18 protein-coding genes and 2 pseudogenes are annotated in these 21,632 nt (G+C 45.2%); 7 read left to right on the top strand and 13 right to left on the bottom strand.

Annotated elements, in window-relative coordinates; genetic code table 11:
- Positions 1-6: 6 nt before the first annotated feature.
- From UQW94_RS02675 to UQW94_RS02690, 5 genes and pseudogenes are all read right to left on the bottom strand, one after another.
- The gene (locus UQW94_RS02675) at positions 7-792 is read right to left on the bottom strand and encodes an enoyl-CoA hydratase (RefSeq protein WP_322141975.1); all 786 of its coding nucleotides are present in this window, start codon (positions 790-792) and stop codon (positions 7-9) included.
- A gap of 38 nt (positions 793-830) precedes the next feature.
- The gene (locus UQW94_RS02680; RefSeq protein ID WP_416153100.1) at positions 831-1,712 is read right to left on the bottom strand and encodes an acyl-CoA dehydrogenase family protein; all 882 of its coding nucleotides are present in this window, start codon (positions 1,710-1,712) and stop codon (positions 831-833) included.
- A pseudogene (locus UQW94_RS23495) lies at positions 1,695-1,984 on the bottom strand (acyl-CoA dehydrogenase family protein); the annotation flags it as partial. The pseudogene UQW94_RS23495 and the gene UQW94_RS02680, both read right to left, overlap by 18 nt.
- Before the next feature lie 19 nt (positions 1,985-2,003).
- Positions 2,004-3,497: a CoA-acylating methylmalonate-semialdehyde dehydrogenase gene (locus tag UQW94_RS02685; RefSeq protein ID WP_322142179.1), complete on the bottom strand. Its 1,494-nt coding sequence runs from the start codon at positions 3,495-3,497 to the stop codon at positions 2,004-2,006.
- A 23-nt stretch (positions 3,498-3,520) separates the two neighbouring features.
- Positions 3,521-4,732, bottom strand: a complete 1,212-nt coding sequence (locus UQW94_RS02690; protein ID WP_017821196.1) for an acetyl-CoA C-acyltransferase — start codon at positions 4,730-4,732, stop codon at positions 3,521-3,523.
- Between the two features lie 275 nt (positions 4,733-5,007).
- Between UQW94_RS02690 and UQW94_RS02695 the strand changes: the two genes are divergently transcribed.
- The 5 genes from UQW94_RS02695 to UQW94_RS02715 all read left to right on the top strand — a co-directional run bounded on the left by UQW94_RS02695 (position 5,008) and on the right by UQW94_RS02715 (position 10,025).
- Positions 5,008-5,382, top strand: a complete 375-nt coding sequence (locus tag UQW94_RS02695) for a MerR family transcriptional regulator (protein ID WP_017821195.1) — start codon at positions 5,008-5,010, stop codon at positions 5,380-5,382.
- A 66-nt stretch (positions 5,383-5,448) separates the two neighbouring features.
- Positions 5,449-6,618, top strand: coding sequence for an isovaleryl-CoA dehydrogenase (locus tag UQW94_RS02700; RefSeq protein ID WP_322141976.1), 1,170 nt, complete (start codon positions 5,449-5,451; stop codon positions 6,616-6,618).
- A gap of 25 nt (positions 6,619-6,643) precedes the next feature.
- On the top strand, positions 6,644-8,248 hold the full coding sequence (locus UQW94_RS02705; RefSeq protein WP_322141977.1) for a carboxyl transferase domain-containing protein: 1,605 nt from the start codon (positions 6,644-6,646) through the stop codon (positions 8,246-8,248).
- A 29-nt stretch (positions 8,249-8,277) separates the two neighbouring features.
- Entirely contained in the window at positions 8,278-9,117 is an 840-nt protein-coding gene (locus tag UQW94_RS02710) for an enoyl-CoA hydratase-related protein (RefSeq protein ID WP_193837739.1), read from the top strand.
- The gene (locus UQW94_RS02715; RefSeq protein ID WP_322142180.1) at positions 9,117-10,025 is read left to right on the top strand and encodes a hydroxymethylglutaryl-CoA lyase; all 909 of its coding nucleotides are present in this window, start codon (positions 9,117-9,119) and stop codon (positions 10,023-10,025) included. Before UQW94_RS02710 ends, UQW94_RS02715 begins: the two co-directional genes overlap by 1 nt.
- 46 nt (positions 10,026-10,071) lie before the next feature.
- Here UQW94_RS02715 and UQW94_RS02720 read toward each other — a convergent pair whose 3' ends face one another.
- From UQW94_RS02720 to UQW94_RS02745, 7 genes and pseudogenes are all read right to left on the bottom strand, one after another.
- Positions 10,072-10,950, bottom strand: coding sequence for a DMT family transporter (locus UQW94_RS02720; RefSeq protein ID WP_005375761.1), 879 nt, complete (start codon positions 10,948-10,950; stop codon positions 10,072-10,074).
- Between the two features lie 391 nt (positions 10,951-11,341).
- Positions 11,342-11,878, bottom strand: coding sequence for a methyl-accepting chemotaxis protein (locus UQW94_RS23500; RefSeq protein WP_372036153.1), 537 nt, complete (start codon positions 11,876-11,878; stop codon positions 11,342-11,344).
- A pseudogene (locus UQW94_RS23505) lies at positions 11,876-12,655 on the bottom strand (PAS domain-containing protein); the annotation flags it as partial. The pseudogene UQW94_RS23505 and the gene UQW94_RS23500, both read right to left, overlap by 3 nt.
- 1,027 nt (positions 12,656-13,682) lie before the next feature.
- Positions 13,683-14,594 carry a hypothetical protein gene (locus tag UQW94_RS02730; RefSeq protein ID WP_025816241.1) on the bottom strand — a complete coding sequence of 304 codons (912 nt, stop codon included), beginning with the start codon at positions 14,592-14,594 and terminating at the stop codon, positions 13,683-13,685.
- A 346-nt stretch (positions 14,595-14,940) separates the two neighbouring features.
- A complete protein-coding gene (locus tag UQW94_RS02735; RefSeq protein WP_031781024.1) occupies positions 14,941-15,243 on the bottom strand; it encodes a hypothetical protein in 303 nt (100 codons plus the stop codon).
- Positions 15,244-15,448: 205 nt separating this feature from the next.
- Positions 15,449-16,387 (bottom strand): alpha/beta hydrolase, encoded by a 939-nt coding sequence (locus UQW94_RS02740; protein WP_262643367.1) that lies wholly within the window; start codon positions 16,385-16,387, stop codon positions 15,449-15,451.
- A gap of 72 nt (positions 16,388-16,459) precedes the next feature.
- Positions 16,460-17,374 carry an alpha/beta hydrolase gene (locus tag UQW94_RS02745; RefSeq protein WP_262643368.1) on the bottom strand — a complete coding sequence of 305 codons (915 nt, stop codon included), beginning with the start codon at positions 17,372-17,374 and terminating at the stop codon, positions 16,460-16,462.
- A gap of 128 nt (positions 17,375-17,502) precedes the next feature.
- On the opposite strand from UQW94_RS02745, the gene UQW94_RS02750 reads away from it, so the two are divergent.
- Positions 17,503-18,432, top strand: coding sequence for a LysR family transcriptional regulator (locus UQW94_RS02750; RefSeq protein WP_137282529.1), 930 nt, complete (start codon positions 17,503-17,505; stop codon positions 18,430-18,432).
- A gap of 68 nt (positions 18,433-18,500) precedes the next feature.
- Here UQW94_RS02750 and UQW94_RS02755 read toward each other — a convergent pair whose 3' ends face one another.
- On the bottom strand, positions 18,501-19,694 hold the full coding sequence (locus tag UQW94_RS02755; protein WP_005386205.1) for an acetate/propionate family kinase: 1,194 nt from the start codon (positions 19,692-19,694) through the stop codon (positions 18,501-18,503).
- A gap of 363 nt (positions 19,695-20,057) precedes the next feature.
- Here UQW94_RS02755 and UQW94_RS02760 point away from each other — a divergent pair, with 363 nt between their 5' ends.
- Positions 20,058-21,596, top strand: coding sequence for a putative bifunctional diguanylate cyclase/phosphodiesterase (locus UQW94_RS02760; protein WP_031781023.1), 1,539 nt, complete (start codon positions 20,058-20,060; stop codon positions 21,594-21,596).
- The last annotated feature ends 36 nt before the right edge of the window (positions 21,597-21,632 follow it).

The raw sequence follows: 21,632 nt of genomic DNA on the forward strand, positions 1-21,632 counted from the left end.
GGCCTCCTATCGGTTTTTCCATTGCGGTGGGCGTTTTTCTAAAAAGGCGCGAACACCCTCAACTTGATCTTCCGTATCAAAAAGATTCAGAAACAACTCTCGCTCTTTCATTAAGCCGTGCTTAAGTGGCGCAGAGCGCATATTTTGAATGAGCGCCTTACATGCGGCGACAGAAGATGGTGACTGGTTCGCAACAGATTCAGCAAGTTCCAGCGCTTTACTTAAAGCTTCACCTTTGGGAACCAACTCCTCAACTAGGCCTAGTTCTTTTGCTTTGTCAGCGCTGACTTGCTCTCCACATAAAATGATACGCTTTGCCCAGCCTTCCCCTACTAACGCTGTGAGGTTTTGGGTACCGCCAGCGCAGGGCAAAAGTCCGACTTTGGCTTCTGGTAAAGCAAGTACCGCTTGCTCTTCAACTACTCGAATGTCACAAGCTAATGCCACTTCTAACCCTCCGCCCATGGCGTAACCATTAATGGCGGCAATGGAAACACCACGGAATTCAGAGAGCGTTTCAAACGCTTCACCAAAGCATCGCGCCATGTCTAATGCAACCGCTTTGTCACCGTCAGAAAATAGCTTGAGATCCGCACCAGCAGAGAAAAACTTGTCTCCACTGCCAGTTAAAACCAATGAATAGACCTGCTTATCATCGTTAAGTGTGAGTATCAGCGACTTCAGTGCCTTGAGGCTCTCTGCTGTCCACGTATTGGCTGGCGGGTTGTTCATCGTCACCAGCGCAACGTGATTAGCGATCGTATGTTGAATGGCAGTTTGGGTTAATGGCATATCTGAATCCTTTCTCAATGAGCAAATCCAATACTTCGCTACAGCAAGGCCGATTCCTCAGAGAGCAAACGGCGCGCGATGATCAAGCGCATGATTTCGTTCGTTCCCTCCAGAATTTGATGCACACGCACATCTCTGAAATGACGCTCCATTGGATACTCTTTGATGTAACCATAGCCGCCATAAAGCTGCAGCGCTTGGTCGCAAACCTGAAAGCCCACATCAGTTGCGAACCGTTTTGCCATCGCGCAATAAGCCGTGGCATCCGGGTCATTTCGGTCGAGTTTACTGGCGGCATAGCGCACTAACTGCCGCGCAGCCACTAGCTCTGTTGCCATGTCTGCCAATTTGAATTGTAAGGCTTGAAACTGCGCAAGCGACTTGCCGAACTGCTTACGTTCTTGAATGTACCGTGCCGCCCGTTCAAGGGCCTGTTGAGCCGTACCGACGGAACAGGTCGCAATATTTATACGCCCTCCATCAAGCCCTTTCATCGCAAAGACAAAACCTTGCCCTTCTTCGCCCAGTAAATGGCTAGCTGGAATAACGACATTTTCAAAAGTAACCGCTCGTGTTGGTTGGCTGTTCCAACCCATTTTGGGTTCTTTGCGCCCATAGCTGATACCATCAGCGTGAGCAGGAACAACAAATGCGGACACACCTTTGGCACCCGCATCTCCGGTTCGCGCCATCACGACCAAAACATCTGTCTCTCCTGCGCCAGAGATAAAGGTTTTGCCGCCATTCAGCACGTAAGTATCACCTTTTTTGCTCGCGGTTGTGGCCAACGAAGCGGCATCCAATCCCGCATTAGGCTCGGTTAAGCAATATGAACCCAACCACTCGCCAGAGACCAGCTTAGAGCAATATTTGGCTCTCACTTCTTCGTTCGAGAAACTCGCGATCATCCAACTGACCATGTTGTGAATCGTCATAAACGCCGTAGTGGACGTACATCCCATGGCCAGTTGTTCAAAGATAATTGAAGCATCCAAGCGACTCAGCCCTAGGCCACCTTGCGCTTCTGGAGTGTAGAGACTGAGAAACCCCAGTTCCCCGCCTCTCTCAATACGTCTTTGGGGAAGATCTGCTTTTCATCCCACTCCGCCGCCATCGGTGCTAAACACTCATCGGCAAATTGCTGAGCGGTATCGGCAAATGCACGTTGATCTTCATTAAGTTCAAAGTCCATAAAAGCTCCTTTTATTCACTCAGCGCAGTTGGATGGTCAGATTGGGCCCCGTCGGAATATCGTCATCAAACCAACGTGCCGTCACCGTTTTAGTCTCGGTATAAAAACGTACCGCTTGTTTACCATACGCATGTAAATCACCATAGAAACTGCCTCTCCAACCAGTAAAGGAGAAAAATGGTAAAGGAACTGGAATAGGCACATTGATCCCAACCTGACCGACTTGAATGTCATGCTGATATTTTCTCGCAGCAGCGCCATTAGCCGTAAAAATGGAAGTGCCGTTCCCGTATGGGTTGCGATTCACCAACTCAATGGCCTCTTGCAACGTTTCGACTTCCATACAAACTAAAACAGGGCCAAATATCTCTTGCGTGTAAATCGACATGTTCGCTGTTACACCGCTAAACAAGGTTGGGCCAATCCAGTTTCCATCGGGAAAGCCTTCCACTTCACACTGACTGCCATCGAGTTCACACACTGCGCCTTGTTGTTTGCCATCTTCAATTAGGTCCAATACGCGTTGTTTAGCTTGCTCACTGATCAGTGGGCCATAAGCAGCTTGCTCATCGTCCCAAGGCCCTGGGTGTACTTTCGCCATTGCCTGTTTGAGGTCTGTAATCCATTGTTTTGAATCACCGACAAATACCGCAACAGAAATTGCCATACAACGCTGCCCCGCAGCCCCTACGGAGGCTCCGATTAGGTTATTCACCACTTGATCTTTGTTTGCATCAGGCATGATCACCATGTGATTCTTTGCACCAGCAAAAGCTTGAACCCGTTTAAAATGTTTAGTCCCTGTGGTGTAGATATAACGGGCAACGGGAACCGAGCCAACAAATGACACCGCTCGAATATCAGGATGAGCCAGAAGAAAGTCGACTTGCTCTTTGCGGCCATGAACGATCTGCAACACTCCTTCCGGCGCGCCAGCTTGCTCAAATAGTTCAGCTAAACGAATAGAGGTCAACGGCACTTGTTCGGAGGGTTTAAGCACAAATGTATTGCCCACAGCGATAGCGATTGGGAACATCCACAACGGAATCATGGCAGGAAAGTTAAATGGCGTAATGCCGCAACACACACCTAGGGGCTGAATCATTGAGTAACTATCAATATCCGTGGCAACGTTTTCGACGGTTTCGCCCATCATGTTGCTGGCAATATTTGCAGCCTGCTCAACAACCTCTATGCCTCGCCACACATCGCCTTTAGCATCCGCTAAAATCTTACCCGTTTCATGAGAAAGCAGTGTGGCAAGCTCATCATGATGCTCTTTGAGCAAGTGCTGATAACGAAGCATGACTCTGGCACGCTCGGATACTGCCACTTCCTTCCAGGATTGGAATGTCTCTTTCGCATTATCAATGGCGGCTTCCATCTCGTGCTCTGTGGAACATGGAACGTACGCAATGACATCATTAGTGGCAGGATTGGTTACCTCAACCCAATCCGATGTTTGAGATTCACGAAACTCGCCACCAATAAACAAGGGAACCAAACGAGTCATCATTTACTCCTTTCTGATTTCAATTAAAGCGGTATTTCAATGCCTATCGCCGTGGCTTCTCCACCACCGATACAAAGTGACGCAACACCCCGCATCACTTTTTTGGCTTCGAGATCACCATTGGTGCCTAGCGCTTGTAACTGACGCAAACTGTGAATCAATGTCACCAGAATTCGTGCGCCACTAGCCCCTATCGGATGCCCAAGTGCACAGGCTCCACCTTTAATATTTACTTTGCTCGTATCAAGCCCAAGTTCCGCCACCGCTATTTGTGTCACGACGGCAAAGGCTTCATTGATTTCCCACAGGTCCACTTCATAAATGGACCAATCTAGCTGGAACAGCAGTTGCTCAATTGCGTAGACGGGGGCCAAAGTAAATTCTGCAGGTTTTCTGGCATGTGTAGAGTGCGCCTTGATGATCGCAAGTGGTTTAAGCCCCTGATGACGCGCAGTGTCTTCATCCATAAGCACCAGAGCCGCCGCGCCATCTGAAATGGCACTCGAATTAGCAGCGGTCACCGTACCTTTTTCATCGAATGCAGGTTTGAGTTGAGGAATTTTACCAAGGTCAATCGAGCGAGGGTGCTCATCGTAGTCCAGCACCGCTTGTTCTGACTTGGTATTGAGTGAAACCGGCGAAAGTTCATCGGCAAACAAGCCTCGCTCTTGAGCTTCCAACGCACGTTTTGCCGACATCACGGCCCATTCATCCATTTGCTCTCTGGTGAACTTAAGCCTGTCAGCGACTTGCTGAGCATAAACACCCATTAAGTGCCCTTCGTAAGCATCTTGTAGCCCATCGAGAAACATGTGGTCATACGTAGACTGGTGCCCCATGCGCATTCCCTTTCTCGCCTCCCTCAGCAAATACGGCGCATTGGTCATACTTTCCATACCACCAGCAATGGCAGAGCGAATCGTTCCAGCTTTAATGAGATCGTGCGCTAACATGACGCTCTTCATGCCAGAGCCACACACTTTGTTAATGGTGGTGCACCCTACGCCCAAAGGAAGATCTGCCCCCATAGATGCTTGCCTAGCAGGAGCTTGTCCACACCCTGCTGGAAGCACACATCCCATGAACACTTCATCCACCGAAGTCACATTCACTTCGTGCATTGCCGCCTTGATCGCCAGTGCGCCTAATTGAGGAGCAGAGTAAGTTTGCAACTTGCCTTGAAAGCGCCCAATTGGCGTTCTTTTCGCGCTGACAATCCAGATGTCTTTTCCCATGATTCGCATTCCCTTAAGGTATATGTGAACACTTGGCAGACTGATGACACCCTACATAGAATTACTCACCAAGCGCCACACCAGCCTTTATCGCCTTTTTCACTAACAAACTTTCATTCCGCGATTTCTTGACGTTTACGTAAGCATAGCACTAGCCTTTACAATGAGATGAAAAAACACACCAAGCAGACGTTTATATTTCAAAGTTGATGTTCGGCCTTCCCATTTAAGGTTCGATTTCCAGAAACTGGATTTTTATTCGAGGTAAGTATGTTATGGAAAAATACAAGATCAGTGACCTCGCCAAGGAGTTTGATATTACTACTCGCAGTATCCGGTTTTATGAAGACGTGGGTCTGATTGAACCAGAGCGAAAAGGCAATATGCGCGTTTATCAACGCAGGGATAGAATTCGCCTCAAACTGATTTTAAGAGGGAAACGACTCGGTTTTTCGTTAGCAGAAATTCGTGAACTTTTCGAGCTCTACGACATGCAACAAACCGAAGGACAGTTATTGAAAATGCTCAATATCATTGAAGAGAAACAAGCTGTCCTACAACAACAACTCAACGACATCAGCGTCGTTATGGCAGAGTTGAATGCCGCTAAGGAGCGTTGTATTCAAACACTCAAAAGCAAGCAGACATAAACGCTATACTCAATTAGCAAGACCGCTACAGGCTTTTCCACCCTACCTCTGATACCGGGAGACGTTATGAAAAGCACCTATACCCCACTCAATTTCGGACTTGGTGATACCATCGATATGCTCCGAGAACACGTTAATGCCTTTGCTACGGAACATATTGCGCCCATCGCCGCTGAGATAGACCGCGATAACCAGTTCCCGAATCATTTATGGCCTTTGTTCGGAGAAATGGGGTTGCTTGGTGTGACCGTCGATGAAGAGCTTGGTGGTGCAGGCATGGGATACCTCGCTCATGTTGTTGCCATGGAAGAAATCAGCCGTGCCTCTGCGTCTGTCGCTTTAAGCTACGGCGCTCATTCTAACCTGTGCGTCAACCAAATCTTTCGTAACGGCACGCCTTCTCAACGCGAAAAATACCTTCCAAAACTCATTGATGGTAAGCACGTTGGCGCCCTAGCGATGAGTGAGCCCAATGCCGGTTCAGACGTGATAAGCATGCAACTGAAAGCGGAGAACAAGGGCGACCATTTTGTACTGAATGGCAACAAAATGTGGATAACAAACGGGCCCGATGCTGACGTAGTGGTGCTTTACGCTAAAACGGATGTCAGCGCAGGTTCACGTGGTATTACCGCATTCATTATTGAACGTAACTTCACAGGTTTCACTCATGCTCAAAAGCTGGACAAGCTAGGCATGAGAGGCTCGAATACTTGCGAACTTGTATTTAACCATTGCGTAGTGCCAAAAGAGAATATTCTTGGCGAGTTGAATAAAGGCGTCGAGGTGTTAATGAGTGGGCTGGATTACGAGCGCGTCGTCCTCGCTGCCGGACCACTCGGGATAATGCAAGCTTGCATGGACATTGTGGTCCCGTACGTACATGAACGAGAGCAGTTTGGAAAATCCATTGGCGAGTTTCAGTTAGTTCAGGGCAAGATCGCCGATATGTACTCTCGAATGAGTGCAGCAAAAGCGTATGTATATACCGTCGCAGCGGCTTGTGATCGAGGTAACGCAACACGCAAAGATGCCGCTGGCGCGATTTTGTACAGTGCAGAGCTCGCCACACAAATGGCACTCGATGCAATCCAGTTGCTCGGTGGGAATGGCTACATCAATGAATACCCTGCTGGTCGTTTGCTACGTGATGCAAAGCTTTATGAAATCGGCGCGGGTACCTCTGAGATTCGCCGCATGTTAATAGGCCGAGAGCTGTTCGAAGAATCTCGCTAACGGAACATACGACAAGGAAGTCATTATGGCCATTATCAAAAGTAAAACTAAGCCAACTGACGAGTTATTTCTTTCCAATAAAGCCGTGATGGAAACGTTGGTCACTCAACTTAATCAACACATCGAGACCATCAAACAGGGCGGCGGTGAAAAAGCCATTGAGCACCAGAGGCAAAAAGGAAAACTCCCCGCACGAGAACGCATCGCGCGCTTGCTTGATGACAACACTGACTTTCTTGAAATCAGCCAGTTTGCCGCCTGGCAAGTGTATGACGAAGCGATCCCCTGCGCTGGTGTTATCGCCGGCATTGGTATCATAGAGGGGATTCAATGCATGGTCATCGCCAACGATGCTTCGGTAAAAGGCGGAACCTACTACCCACTCACGGTAAAAAAACACCTTAGAGCGCAAGAGATTGCCCAACGTTGCCAACTCCCCTGCGTGTACTTGGTGGACTCCGGTGGCGCAAATCTCCCTCATCAGTCCAACGTCTTCCCCGATAAAGAACACTTTGGTCGCATTTTCTTTAACCAAGCGAGAATGTCGGCGAAAGGCATCCCCCAAGTTGCTGTTGTGATGGGGCTTTGCACTGCTGGGGGCGCGTACGTTCCTGCCATGGCGGATGTGTCCATTATGGTTAAAGAGCAAGGCACCATTTTTTTGGCGGGGCCACCTTTGGTGAAAGCGGCCACTGGCGAAGTCGTGACGGGTGAAGAGCTCGGCGGTGCAGACGTGCATTGTCGAAAATCTGGTGTCGCAGATTATTACGCTGAAAATGATGAACATGCCCTAATGCTTGCGAGAGAAGCCATTGCCAATGCCAATAGAACAAGACCTGTTAAGCCAGAAAACACCGTGCTTCCTCCCCGCTACGACGCAGAAGAAATCTACGGAATCGTGAATGCCAACTTACGACTGTCATTCGACGTTCGAGAAATTATTGCCCGCATCGTCGATGATTCTGATTTCGACGAATTCAAATCCTTGTACGGCAGAACGCTAGTGTGTGGCTTCGCTCGTATTCAAGGACACTTGATTGGTATTGTGGCAAACAACGGTATCTTGTTTTCTGAATCGGCACAAAAAGGCGCGCACTTTATTGAGCTGTGCGCCAAACGGAAAACACCGCTTCTTTTTCTCCAAAACATTACCGGCTTTATGGTCGGAAAAAAGGTTGAAGAAGAAGGCATCGCAAAACATGGCGCCAAGCTAGTGATGGCCGTCGCTTGTGCTGACGTGCCGAAGTTTACCGTGATCATCGGTGGATCGTACGGCGCTGGTAATTACGGCATGTGCGGCCGAGCGTATGATCCAACCATGATGTGGATGTGGCCGAACGCGCGTATTTCTGTGATGGGCGGAGAACAAGCAGCAGGCGTTTTAACACAAGTTCGAAAAGACGCGAAGGAACGTCAGGGGGAAGCGTGGTCAGAGCAAGAAGAGCACATTTTTAGAGAATCGATCATAGACTTGTATGAAACACAAGGACATCCCTATTTTGCGAGTGCTCGGCTATGGGATGACGGAATTATTGACCCTAAAAAAACGCGTCAGGTGTTGAGTCAAGCGTTAACGGCAGCATTAAATGCCCCCATTCCTGATAGCGAGTTTGGCGTCTTCAGAATGTAAACATCCAAAGATGAATTAAGGAAGTTAGTATGCAGGAAATGCAACCAAGCATTATTCCCAACGCCCAAAGGCAAGATGATGTTCTTTGGCATGTCGATGATAATGGCGTAGCGACCATTACCCTAAACAGAACAGCTAAACACAATGCTTTTGACGCTTGTACGATCGACTTGCTGATCCACCGCCTAGATTATCTCGCTTTACGAACGGATGTGCGGTGCTTGGTATTAAGAAGTAACGGCAAGCACTTTTCATCCGGGGCCGATTTGAATTGGATGCAGTCGATGGCCGACAGCACGAGGCAAGATAACTTCGTTGATGCCCAAAACTTGGCAAGACTCATGGAAACATTAGATTCGTTCCCTCAACCCACCATCGCAGTTGTTCAAGGTTCCGCTTATGGTGGTGCTTTAGGGTTGATTTGTTGTAGTGATATCGCCATCGCAAGCCAAAGTGCCAACTTTTGCTTAAGTGAAGTTAAGCTTGGTTTAATTCCAGCGACCATTGCGCCTTACGTCATGCGCGCGATGGGGAATAGACAAGCTAGACGCTATATCTTAAGTGGTGAAGTCATTTCAGCCGAGGATGCCGAACGGTTTGGTATTGTGCACGAAGTGAAAGAAGCCAAACAACTTGAAAATGCGGTCGATAGCGTGATCAAGACGTTACTACTTAATAGCCCAGATGCGATGCGTAAAGCGAAAACGCTCTGTCACCAATGTCATCAAAACCCCATCGATCAACAACTGATTCACTATACTAGCAAGCTCATTGCGGACATTAGGGTATCGCCACAAGGCCAAGATGGCTTGCAAGCGTTTCTTGAAAAACGAAGCCCAAGTTGGGTAACCAAATCACAGGACAAGTAATGCTGCCTTCCAAAGTAAATATTGTCGAAGTAGGTCCACGAGATGGATTGCAAAATGAATCTCCTGTTGCGACCCAGACTAAAATCCGGTTGATCAACTTACTCTCTGATACTGGGCTAACGCATATTGAGGCGGGCTCTTTTGTCTCACCCAAGTGGGTGCCACAAATGGCGGACTCAATAGAGGTCATGAAAGCAATAACACGGCGAAATCATGTTACCTACTCTGCCCTGACACCAAACCTAAAAGGCTTAGAACAAGCGTTGGAGGCTGACGCCAATCAGGTCGCGATTTTCACTTCATCCTCAGAAGGATTCTGCCAACACAATATCAATTGCTCGATTGCAGAAAGCCTAACTCGCTTCGAACCTGTAATGCGATTAGCCACCAAACACGGCATCCCTGTTCGTGGCTATCTATCCTGCGTTGCCGACTGCCCTTACGATGGCCCAACAGCCCCTAAACAAGTGGCGAGCGTGGTCAAATCACTCATCGATTTAGGGTGTTATGAGGTGTCTCTAGGCGACACAATCGGTACAGGCACGCCAAACCGTATCGCTGCTATGCTGGAAGCCGTCATGTTGGTTGCACCTCTTCGCCAGCTTGCTGTCCATTTCCACGACACATGGGGACAAGCTCTCACCAACATTTATCAGGCACTGAGTATGGGCATCAATACCATCGACAGTAGTGTCGCTGGGCTGGGTGGATGCCCATACGCTCAAGGCGCATCAGGAAATGTCGCAACGGAGGATGTACTGTATTTGTGCCAAGGGTTAGGAATAGAAACGGGGATCGACTTAGAGCTACTGGCTAAAGCTGGCTGGATGATCAGCGAAGAGCTGGGTCGGCAGCCTACATCAAAAGTGTCATTAGCATTGCGTAACCGCGTATTATCACTTTCGTAGAAGGCCATCCGGCACCTCAAATTCTCCCAACCCAAGTTAATTTGCTCTACTTTCGGGTAGGGAAGCGAAACCGCCCGCCAGTACGATAAATAATTAGAGAAAATAAGATAAGCACACAACCTACTAGTTTATTTGCCGTTAGTACTTCGCCATACCACAGCACGCTCAGAATAACCGTCCAAACTGGTTCTAATATCATAATTAGAGCAGCGTTACCTGCCTGAACAAATTTTTGCCCCATGGTTTGCATTACGTAACGCAAGCTCGTCGCTAATAAGGTACTCAACGCAAACCACCACCAAATAGAGGAGTCCACCTCTGCCGGGAAAGATTCCATAAAAAATGAAACCAACAAACCTAAACAACCTGCTGAAAAAAGTTGCACGCAAGTAAGCAGCAGCACAGGTAGTTTTTGAGAGTATTTGCTGTTCACATTAAAATGAAGCGCCAAAACCAGTGCTGCACCAAGAAACCACAATTGACTGGCCGATTGTTTCCAGCCACCAACTAAAGAAAGACAAGCAAGGCCTAATACAGCGATAGGCAAAGAAAGCCAGAAAATTCGTTGTGGTCGTTGACGAAACATAACCCATGCAACAATCGGCACAAACAGCATGGAAAGGCTCATGATAAATGCGCCTTCCCCAAGAGTATCACTGATAGAAATAGCGTAAATCCATGTCATAACGGCACTGCCTAACAGGAGCCCGACACCACCAGCAGAAAGCACATCTTTTAAGTTTGCTTTCAGCAAAGGTCGGTAACATAGAGGCAGTAAGCAGAGCGAAGCGATAGTAAATCGCGCCCCAATAAAGCCAAAAGGTGGTAAACCCTGTATTGTTTCCTTAGAGAATATCCAGCCAAGTGCAGCGATCATCGTCGTCGCAACCAGAATAACCGTCGCTTTGCGTTCTGAGTTAAACATAAGTACTCACAAAATATGGAACACACAATAGCGCAGCAAGAGAGTTTTACTGCGCTATTGTGTAAATTTGAAAGGGGTTTGTGTCGAGCGAAAAAGTGAAAGCCCGATCCTCTCCTGTATTGTTGTCACGCAGATTGAAGTTCTGCTGCTAGATACATTAAATGCAGGCAAAGTCTTAAGGCAAGCCTTTTCGCATACTAAATTACTTTAGCATTCTATACAGCAAGCAAACTGGCTAAAACCTGTACCGGGTGTCGAACTACCTCCCCTTCAAAACGCTTAACTTGACTGCGGCAGGAGTAGTATTGCGACTTCAGCGCTCCTCAATACAGGTTGAATAAGGCGAATTGCTTTTTACCCATCGCCCCTACAATGAAAACTTATTGATTAACTACAACGAGCGGTTAAATTGCTCCACGGCCTCGACAACACGGCTAGCGCCATCTTGTATTTCATTCATCACATTGCCTGCTTTTTCAGAGAGCTCTAGCGTATCTAGTGCTTCTTTTTGGCATTTAGCGATCAGCTTAACTGCGTTATCTGTTCGCTGTAGGTTTTCACTGACCATTGTGACAATTTCATCGGTGGTTGCATTGGTTCTTGTAGCAAGCTGTCTGACTTCATCAGCAACAACGGCAAAACCTCTACCATGCTCACCCGCACGAGCCGCTTCTATCGCCGCATTTAACGCCAATAAGTTAGTTTGGTCAGCGATACCACTGATGCTATTTACCAACTCGCTAATACGCGATGAGTGCGCTTTAAGCTCGTCAATCGCGGTGTTCGCTTGCTGCATTTGCTCGGAAAGTATCTGCATCTTTTCTAACGTTGAGCCTATAACCTCTTGCCCTTGCAGGGTTTGTGTTCCAGTTTCTTGGGAGATTTCATTCGCCAATTGCGCAGCCTGGGCCATTTTCTGTTCCTGCATTACCTGCTGGGTAATATCTGTCGCGAACTTAACGACCTTATAGAGCTCTCCTCTGTCGTTATGGATTGGGTTATATGAAGCCTCTAACCACACCTCTTCACCATAACGGTTAACTCGTTTGAATCGCTCTGATGAAAATTGCCCTTTTGCTAAACGTTGCCAAAACTCACGGTAAGCTTGAGAGCTCGACTCTTCCTGATCACAAAACATGCGATGATGCTTCCCTAGAATCTGATCAAGCGTATAACCCATTGTGTTTAGGAAATTATCGTTGGCTTTTAAAACATGGCCATCTAATGTGAACTCAATCACCGCCATAGAACGACTTAATGCATTTAGCATGTCCTCTTGCTCACGAGATGATTTGATCGTTCGCGTAAGTTCAGAAGCAAAAACAAAAAAGCTTTCTACTTCTCTGTGCTCATTTAAAACAGGCTGGATAATCGTTCTTAACCAGGCTTCCTCACCATTACCTTTCTGTACTTGCAATGCCCCATTCCAGAACACTTTATCTTGGACGGCTTTCTTCATTCGATGAAAGTGATCTGTATTGCGCGAATTTGACGGTACCAATTCAGTAATTGATTTCGTTAAGATCTCATCATCATGTAAGAAAAGTTCTTGCTGTAGTTTGGTATTTGCAGAAGTAATGAGGCCTTTACTATCCAATGTTAAGCGGATCATCTCTTCATCTAAACTGGTTTGGATTTGCTGCAGGATTTGCAACTCCTGCTTTAATCGTTGATTTTCTTGTTGAAGCGACTTATTAAAAAACATGACTTTCTCTCATTCGACCGACCTTCGGACTAGTCAAAGGTTTATTATTTGTATACCGAATAAACTGCAAGCGGCAAAATCGTTTGGTTGCATATTCAAACGCGATTTCTATTTCTCATCAAAGGACCCCGCTGGGAATACGGCGATTTTTTCTACAGTGTAACCTAAGCGCAGTATACTGAAATTTCTTCAGCGCCCAAGCTGTTTATATATTTATCAATATTAAAGCTCTTTATCGCCAGTTTGAGGTTTGTATTTGTGGATATACTTATATGGAGAAGTGTTGTGTTCAGATCAATAAGCCTTTTCATTAAAAAAGAACCTTGACTTAATTCCAATAGTTTTTGCCGTTTTATCGCTTTTCCACCCGACTTTTGAGCGATTACCCACTCCTTATTCGCTTGCATTTCTATTAATAGCGCACGGAGCAACCAATAACAGCACACCGACCAACAAGCTTTTGGACAAAAGCTTGCTAGTGACTTTGTTAGATTAGCAAACTATCAATAACTACAGGTATGGTAAGTTTACTTATGAAGTCCTGATGCGATGAATAACATCGCACCAGAAAAAGTATTGGCTGGGTTCGCAGTAAAAAGTCTTTAAGTTAAATCATCGCACTTTGCAGGTGGAAGAACATAAATACGGCTTGAGTGCTTCAATGTAAGTTCTCGCTTAGATGTACATTCGATGTAGTTTGACGTTTCTATACCTTTTCTTAACGAGGTATCGAAATAGTGTCCGATTAAAGCAAAGATTAATGCTCCGAATAGCATTAATCTCAGAGTTAACTTTGGTAGTTGAATGCCATTGGCAATGTTGAGTAATGCCATTGGGATAGAAGGAAGAAAAAAACCAAACAATACAAATGACGACGTATTGTTAAGGTATCCCGATACTCTGATTACGGGGTTAATTCCTACATTTTCTACAGTATGAATTAAATTATAAGCTCCCGACCCGCACCATAACGCAAATCCTGTAAAAAATATTAAAAATGTAAGTTTCTTTAAAAAATCTAACATGATCAGTCAATTAATGCCTCTACAGTTTCTTTCATTGGCTTAGTGAATTTGTACTTATTATCTAATTCCGATACATATCCACCGATCTTAAATGCTGAATAAACAAACAAACCTAACCCAACTGCGGCAGGTAAAGAAAACCCAAACAAAATCCCAGCACCAGCACGAGCAACCAAAAGCACTCCCTGAGCGGCCACGCCAGCAACTACACCTTTAGCAACATCCGCCGTAAGTTGGCCTACGACTTCGCTTAGCGTCTTCTCATCGTGCAGCATGTAATCAACCGCATTGACCGCACTACTAAACACAAACTCTAAATAGATGTTGCCTCTCAAAAAACGGACATTACCTTGGACAGTATTCAATGCGTGACCAATCTTAAGCATTTTAGGCGTTGCTTGTTGCCAACGGATACCGAGATCTAAATATCGAGGCTTGTAGTTCTCAACCACAATATTCATTACACCATTGATATTGACGGCTTTGGCGGTTGCTCCCCATCCACCAAGCTCTTTAGCGACTTCATAAGCCCCTTTGAGTCCTACGCCAACGCCAGTGTAGTCCTTACCTGTAGAAAGCTGACCGTGTGTGTCTTTGATGAGCAAATCTAAATACTCGTTGGCTTCTTCAACTGTTAGTACGGCAATACTGACGTTCTCTTGCTGTGAGGTGTCCCACTGGTATTCTTTCGCTTGATCCTGTAAGTCCTTATTCCATTCTTCTTTCGTAAGGTCATACGCTTGTTGAGCAGGTTTTCGTTCAGCAAGAACGCGCTCTCTATTTTCAGCCCATCGTTTTTCATCGCTCGCGGTATATCTCAGCTCTTCCTGACGCTCTCGGCGTTGGTGAGCTGCTCTTTCTCTAGTGGTTTTTGGCCTTTCTACAGGGGTTACAGGAGCGGATTCATATCTCATAGAAGTCGGTTTTACTGATGAATAAGAAGGATAATAACAATATTTTCAGTAATTTATTATCCTCAACAAGATAACCTGACGATTTAACCAATTAAATAGGAAGTTTGACAGATTAAACAAACACAATGAAGGCTCAATAGTGTTGGGTTACATTCTATCGGATAACTTTTCGTAGGGTAAAACGCAAGCACCAAATTTTGTAGGGTATTTATTCCAGCTTATTTTGGGGCAAAGATAAGTTTGGCAGAGAAAGCCCAAGCTTAGTCTTCAGGCTTTATATCAAAACTCATAAAATGAAGCTTTGGATGCCTAAAACAACCCTAACTCACTTCAATTGCTGCCCGCACTAACACTTTTGTTTTGTATCGTAACTGATTTGCTTACTGACGTTCTTTAGTTGCACTCCTACCTTATTAAAGGCCTTTTGAATAGTTGTGGAAACATGCTGGCGGCCCTCTCCTTCAAAAAAGTTAGCTCGATCTTGCTTCGTTTCGAAGACGCAGACTATTTCTAAGCTTTGTGGAAAAGAAGAGAATTTGACGGTATGAGTCACCCAAAGAAAGCCATCGTAGCCTTTTAGCGTATCTTCACAAACTTCGGTCAACACTTCTCTAATTAGATTCTCGACCTTCTTATCTGATTTGCGCATAAATTAAACTTCATTCCTATCTAACGCCTTTAATTAGGTTTCAGTGTACATTGTCTTAAACAGTATTTGGCAGTGGTATTTAGTCAATAGCCTGTAGATGAGGTTATTCGCACGAAGATTTACCGACCTACTCGCTTCGAACTACATCTTACGCTGTTAAAAATAAGCGCTTTGCAACTCTACAAAACGCTTCTAACTTATTAGATTATTTTAAGTGTGTTTCAAGGAATGCAGAAACCTTGTCCATTGCAATGCCGACTGCTTCTGGATGGTCATACAGTTCATAGTGAGACCAATTTTCCAAATTAACCAGCTGTCGGTCTTTTGATTGAACAGAGCGGCCATAAATTTCCTGCCCATCACGATAAGCACCAAATGCCCCGACTTTTTGCCCTACCACGGCCATAACAGGCTGAGTCAATAACGTTTCGGCAAATGCAAAGGCATCCCAGCTCAGTGTTTTCTGTGCATGTGAAAACAGCATACGAGTTGCACCACCTTCGGTTTGTCCACGTGATGTTTTGTAGTATTCAGTAGCTTCGAACACGTCTCGTTCTGTTAATCCATTTTCTTTTGCAAATTCAATATTTGGAGGAAGAAGTTCATCGATTTTCAGCTCTGAGCCGCGAGCTTCGGCTGTTCTCTGTGCAGCCATAGCTTCAAGATTGGCGATAGGGTCGTACATACTAAAGCCTTCACGGAACAAGCGGCCTAAGTTGACAGGCGTAATACCTACGACAGCTTTCAAGCGCTTTTCGGTTAGGGCTGAATTGACCATGTAACCACCACCGCCGCAGATACCGAGTCCACCAATTCTATTCTCATCGACATAAGGTAAAGTCACTGCATAGTCGATAACGCGACTGATATCTTCAACACGTTGACTTGGATCTTCTACGTAGCGAGGCAATCCCCCCGATTCTCCTTGGAAGCTCGCGTCAAATGCGATCACGACGTAACCTAACTCAGCAAGGGCTTTACCATAGACAGCGCTGGATGTTTGTTCTTTACAACTACCAAAAGGATGAACACTTATCATTGTTGGGTAGCGTTTCGATTCATTGAAGCCTTCTGGGAATAAAATTAATGCAGACATATCCCAAGCCATATCAGCATTTCTAAAAGTGATTTTTTGCATATTCATAATCAATACCTTAAGAGTAAAAAGCCTTGAGAGCAGAAAGGCTCGAAGCAATTGAGCCTTTCATCGGGAATATTAAAGAGTGCGTTGGAAGAAAGATGCGAGTTGGGATACTGCGTCATCGACGTATTCGGCAACATCATAAAGCGACATATGGTTTGCACCATCAATGGCATACAAGGTTTTATCTGAACTCGCTGCACGCTCTATCAGGTCATCACTCATCCATTTGCTGCCTGCGTCACTACCAACGACAGCAATAATTGGCTGAGTTAGGAATGCTTCCGCTTTGTGGTACGCATCGTAAGTAATGATCTGGTTTAAGTTACGAGTTAGAGCAAAACCCGGCGCATTTGGATGTTCACAACGTGGTGTGTGGTAATACTCCCAAGCTTCGCGTAGCTCTGCATTTGAGGCATCTTCTTCACGCATCGGAGCTAGAGGAATAGTCGCGAATTCTGTACCATTCGTGTCGGTTGTGCGAGCATTCGAACCAAATTCTAAGTAACCAACAGCGTCAGCATCGTTAACCGAATTATCCCAACCATTACGGAACATTTGGCCAATGTTTACGGCACTAACCATACCCAGTGCTTTGATTCGACGGTCATTGATCGCTGCATTTGCACTATAGCCCGCACCAGCACAAATCCCCATTGCGCCAATTTTATCGTTATCGACGTACTCTAATGTTGTCAGATAGTCGACGACTGCGCTCACGTCTTCAGTACTCGTGTAAGGGTTTTCCATTTGGCGAGGCTCACCTGTACTTTCACCTTGATACGAACGGTCAAACGCAATGGCAATTATGCCGCTTTTTGCAAGTTTACTCGCATATAGGCCTGCGGTTTGCTCTTTTACGCCACCACCTGGGTGTGAAACAACAACTGCAGCATATTGTTTACTTGCATCAAAATCTGTAGGGAAGTTGATAACCGCTGAAATCTCAATACCTTGACCATTGAGATTTTTGAAAGTGACTTTAGACATAGCGACATTCTCCATTAGAGGTTAACTGTTCATCTCAGGCTGACCTAAGCTTCGATGTAATATTAGTCAACACACTGTTTCGGATAAATATCGTTTTATCTACATGACTGTTTAGTTATACTTAACAAATGAGAATAGAACCTTCTTTAATTTCATCACTGACGTGGTTTGCACATATTGCTCGCCATCGCAGTTTCACTAAAGCAGCCTTAGAAATGGGGGTAACCCGTGCTGCCTTATCACAACACCTAAAAGCGTTAGAACAACAGCTACAAGTTCGGTTAATTAATCGAACCACCAGAAGTATGTCGCTGACGGAAGAAGGCCAACGTCTGCTTGATATTTTGCAACCTTCATTGGTGAACATTGAGCAGGTCGTTAACGAATTGAACGACTCTCATCTTGAGCCTTCGGGATTAATCCGTATCAGTGTATCAAGAACCGCTGCTCGGCTGCTTATTGAGCCCTATCTAGGTGAGTTCCTCTCTCGTTATCCTAAAATACGCCTAGAGCTAATCATGGATGATGGCTTTTCTAACATCGTCGCAGAAGGCGTTGACGCTGGCATTCGCTTAGGATTAAGCTTAGATGAACATATGGTTGCGGTCCCTATTACTCCGCCGTTAACAACCGCAATAGTGGGCTCTCCTGAATACTTTAGGCAAAATGGACTACCTCAAACTCCTGAGGATTTAGAAGGTCACAATTGCCTTGCTTATCGTTTTACCTCTAGCGGAACAATTGATCATTGGTCCCTAACCTCTCCAGATGTTGCAAAGCGCACCCTAGTTTTCGAGCCTAAAGGCAATGCTATTTTTAATGATGACTATAGTATGTTACAAGCTGCAATACAGGGTGTGGGTTTAGTGAAGCATATTGATTTATGGGTGGAAAAGCACATAAATGAGGGAAGATTGACCCGAGTTCTGACACCTTGGTGCAAAGAGTTTCCTGGGTTTTATTTATATATACCTTCACGAGAGCATATGCCGAAAAAAATCCGCGTCTTGATGGATTTTTTAATCGAAAAGCGCGAAGCTCTGAAACTCAAAGAGTAATTACCAAATTGCTTTAAATAAAAAAGCGAGCACGAGGCTCGCTTTTAACTTTCTGTTTTCGTTATATATTACAATAGCTCAACCGATTGTTTGGCTATCACAAATTCCTCGTTAGTAGGAATAACAAGAGCTTTGGCACCTAACAACTCAGATGTTGCAATAACACCTGCGTTACCAAATCTTGCATCTTCGTTACCTTTCTCATCTTCAACAAAACCTAACAGTTTTAGGTTTTTCAAGATTTCACGACGAATTGGTAGTGAGTTTTCACCAATACCACCAGTGAAGATGATGCCGTCTAATGAATCCAGAGCCGCTAGGTAGGAAGTAATGTATTTCGCAACGCGGTAAGTGAAGATCTCAAATGCCAACTTCGCACGTGAATTCCCCGCTTCCATTGCTTCTAGTACACCACGAGCATCACTTGTCACACCAGATACACCTAAGAAACCTGACTTCTTGTTCATCATCTCGAACACTTCGTCTTTTTCCCAGCCTTTACGGAAAAGGAACTCGATAACACTTGGGTCTAGGTCACCACAGCGAGTGCCCATCATTAGGCCAGCTAACGGCGTCAAACCCATACTTGTATCAACACATTCGCCATTTTTAACCGCACTCACTGATGCACCGTTACCTAAGTGCACAGTGATAAAGCTGCTTTCTTCAACCGGCTTATCTAGCATTTTCGCTGCTTCACGGCTTACGTAATAGTGGCTTGTGCCGTGAGCACCGTAACGACGCACTTTATGCTCTTCGTAAAGCTCGTAAGGAAGTGCGTACATAAAGGCTTTGGCTGGCATTGTTTGGTGGAAAGCAGTGTCAAATACAGCAAATTGAGGCAGTGAAGGGAACGCCGCCATTGCCGCTCTCATGCCTTCAGCGTTCGCTTTGTTATGAAGTGGTGCAAGTTCAGCAAGGCGCTCTACTTCTTGAATAACTGTTTCATCAACTTTCACAGTTCCTTTAAAGGTTTCACCGCCTGCGACAATGCGATGGCCTACAGCGACAAATTTTGAGCTCAAACCTAGAGTTTCGAGTAGTTTTACCACTCGCTCAACAGCGTACTGATGATGGTTACCGCCAGCTGGAATTGCTTCAACGGTTTTTTCTCCCTGATATTTCCAACTGATTTCAGCTTCAGGTAGACCAAAACACTCACCAATACCTGATACCAAAGCTTCACCGGTTTCAGAATCAATAACAGCAAATTTTAATGAAGAGCTACCAGAGTTGATCACCAGTACAAACGAATTAGACATGAAATAGTTATCCTGTTGTAGAGCAGAGGTTGTAATAGCGCTTGTGCGCTGCGTACTTCTTGTTTGCCCCTCTATTATTCAATAATTTTTTAATCTTTCAACAATCTTTTAGTAAAAGCGATTTGATTGAACAAATTTTGTTGATCTGTAGCAAGTTTTGATTTTATTTGAAGACTAAAAAATATCACTTGTTAAACATAATTTATGAATAGGTCAATTTGTACAAAGTCAGATATATAAGCTACGTTGTTTATTGGGTGAACAAAAATAACAAACCAATCAATAAATCGGGGTAATAATGTGCCCACTATTGCATTTCTATTAGTGATCTTAGGTTTGATTTTGCTCTGCTGGGGATGGCAGATGACAAAAAACATCTGCTCGAAAACTGACGTAACCGGGTGGACTTTCCTATTATTGTTAATCAGCTGTTTCATTTTTGCTTATGCCGTTTTTTTGCACGCTATCATGCAAAAACCTATTGCTTCTCTCTTAGAAACGGGGGTTTCTCTTATACTTTTTGGCGGCAGTATCTTTGTCGTGCTGGTGATTAAGTGGAGCAACGATTCGATATTAGAGCTTCATACCGTTGCTGAAAGAGAGAAGCGCAATGCCGTCCATGACGCTCTTACTGGGCTCCCTAATCGTAAATACTGCTTTGAGTCTATCGAAGGCAGAATACAATCTAGAGACCCATTCTCGGTGATCCTTTTTGACGTGGTTAATTTTAAACAAGTCAACGATGCAATGGGTCACTTTTGTGGAGACCAGTTACTTATTCAAATTGGTCAACGCCTTCAGGGGAAACTGAAAGGCAATGACCAGATATTCCGCGTTGGTGGTGATGAATTTGTCATCCTGACATCTTCTGCATGCGAGGAAACGGGTAAAAAACTCATAGAAGAACTAGATTCTGCAATGTCTGAACGCTTTCATCTAGATGAGTTTCAAGTTTCCTGCCGCGTTGTTTTTGGTATAAGCACCTACCCATATGACGCCCTAACCAATGATCTTTTGATCAAGCACGCAGATATCGCTATGTATCACGCCAAGCGTAATGGCAATCTTTTTGCGTTTTATAATGAGGATATGAACGTCGGGGCTAAGTACCAACTTGAGATATCTTCTCGTATTCAATGTGCGCTTGAAAAAGAGGAGTTTCAGTTGTATTACCAACCGTTGATTGATGCACACACTAACTTAGCTGTCGGTTTTGAAGCAGTGATTCGTTGGCATGACGAAAATGGTAAAACGATCTCACCCAACGACTTCATTCCTATCGCAGAGCGTAGCAATCAGGTGCACAACATTACCATGTGGGTTCTTAACCAAGTAGAAAGGGATCTGCAAACATTTATAGAGAAAGGCATTAAGCTTCCTGTCCACGTAAACTTATCAGCGAAAGATCTCTCATCTAACTTGCTGTTTAATCGCTTAGAAACTTTGCTCAAAGTAAACCCGCAATTCGCTGACCTAATAAGTTTAGAGATCACTGAAACGATGGCGATCGATAGGGTCGTTGAGCTCAACCCCTTAATTCATCAAATTAAAGGATTAGGTATAAAGATCAGCTTGGATGATTTTGGCACTGGGTATTCATCTTTGTCACTGTTAAGAGATCTTCCGGTTGATCAAATTAAAATCGACCGCTCATTTCTCTCCACAGCAAGCCGCACAGAAGGCTCCCGCTCTATCGTTGAGAACACGATTGCGCTAGCACATGGATTAGGGTATTCGGTCGTAGCAGAAGGCGTTCAAGACATGGACACACTGCATTTTTTGAGAAGTCGAGGATGTGACATCATTCAGGGTTACTTGTTCTGTCCTGCCCTGCCCTTAGACGAAGTAATAAGTTGGGTAAACAAACACGATGAAAAGCAAAACCGTATTAGACGCGCATAAAAAAGCCGAGCGCTTTGCTCGGCTTTAAATTCTTTT

This window comes from Vibrio sp. PBL-C16, from assembly GCF_034321865.1.
Taxonomy (GTDB): Bacteria; Pseudomonadota; Gammaproteobacteria; order Enterobacterales; family Vibrionaceae; genus Vibrio; species Vibrio alginolyticus.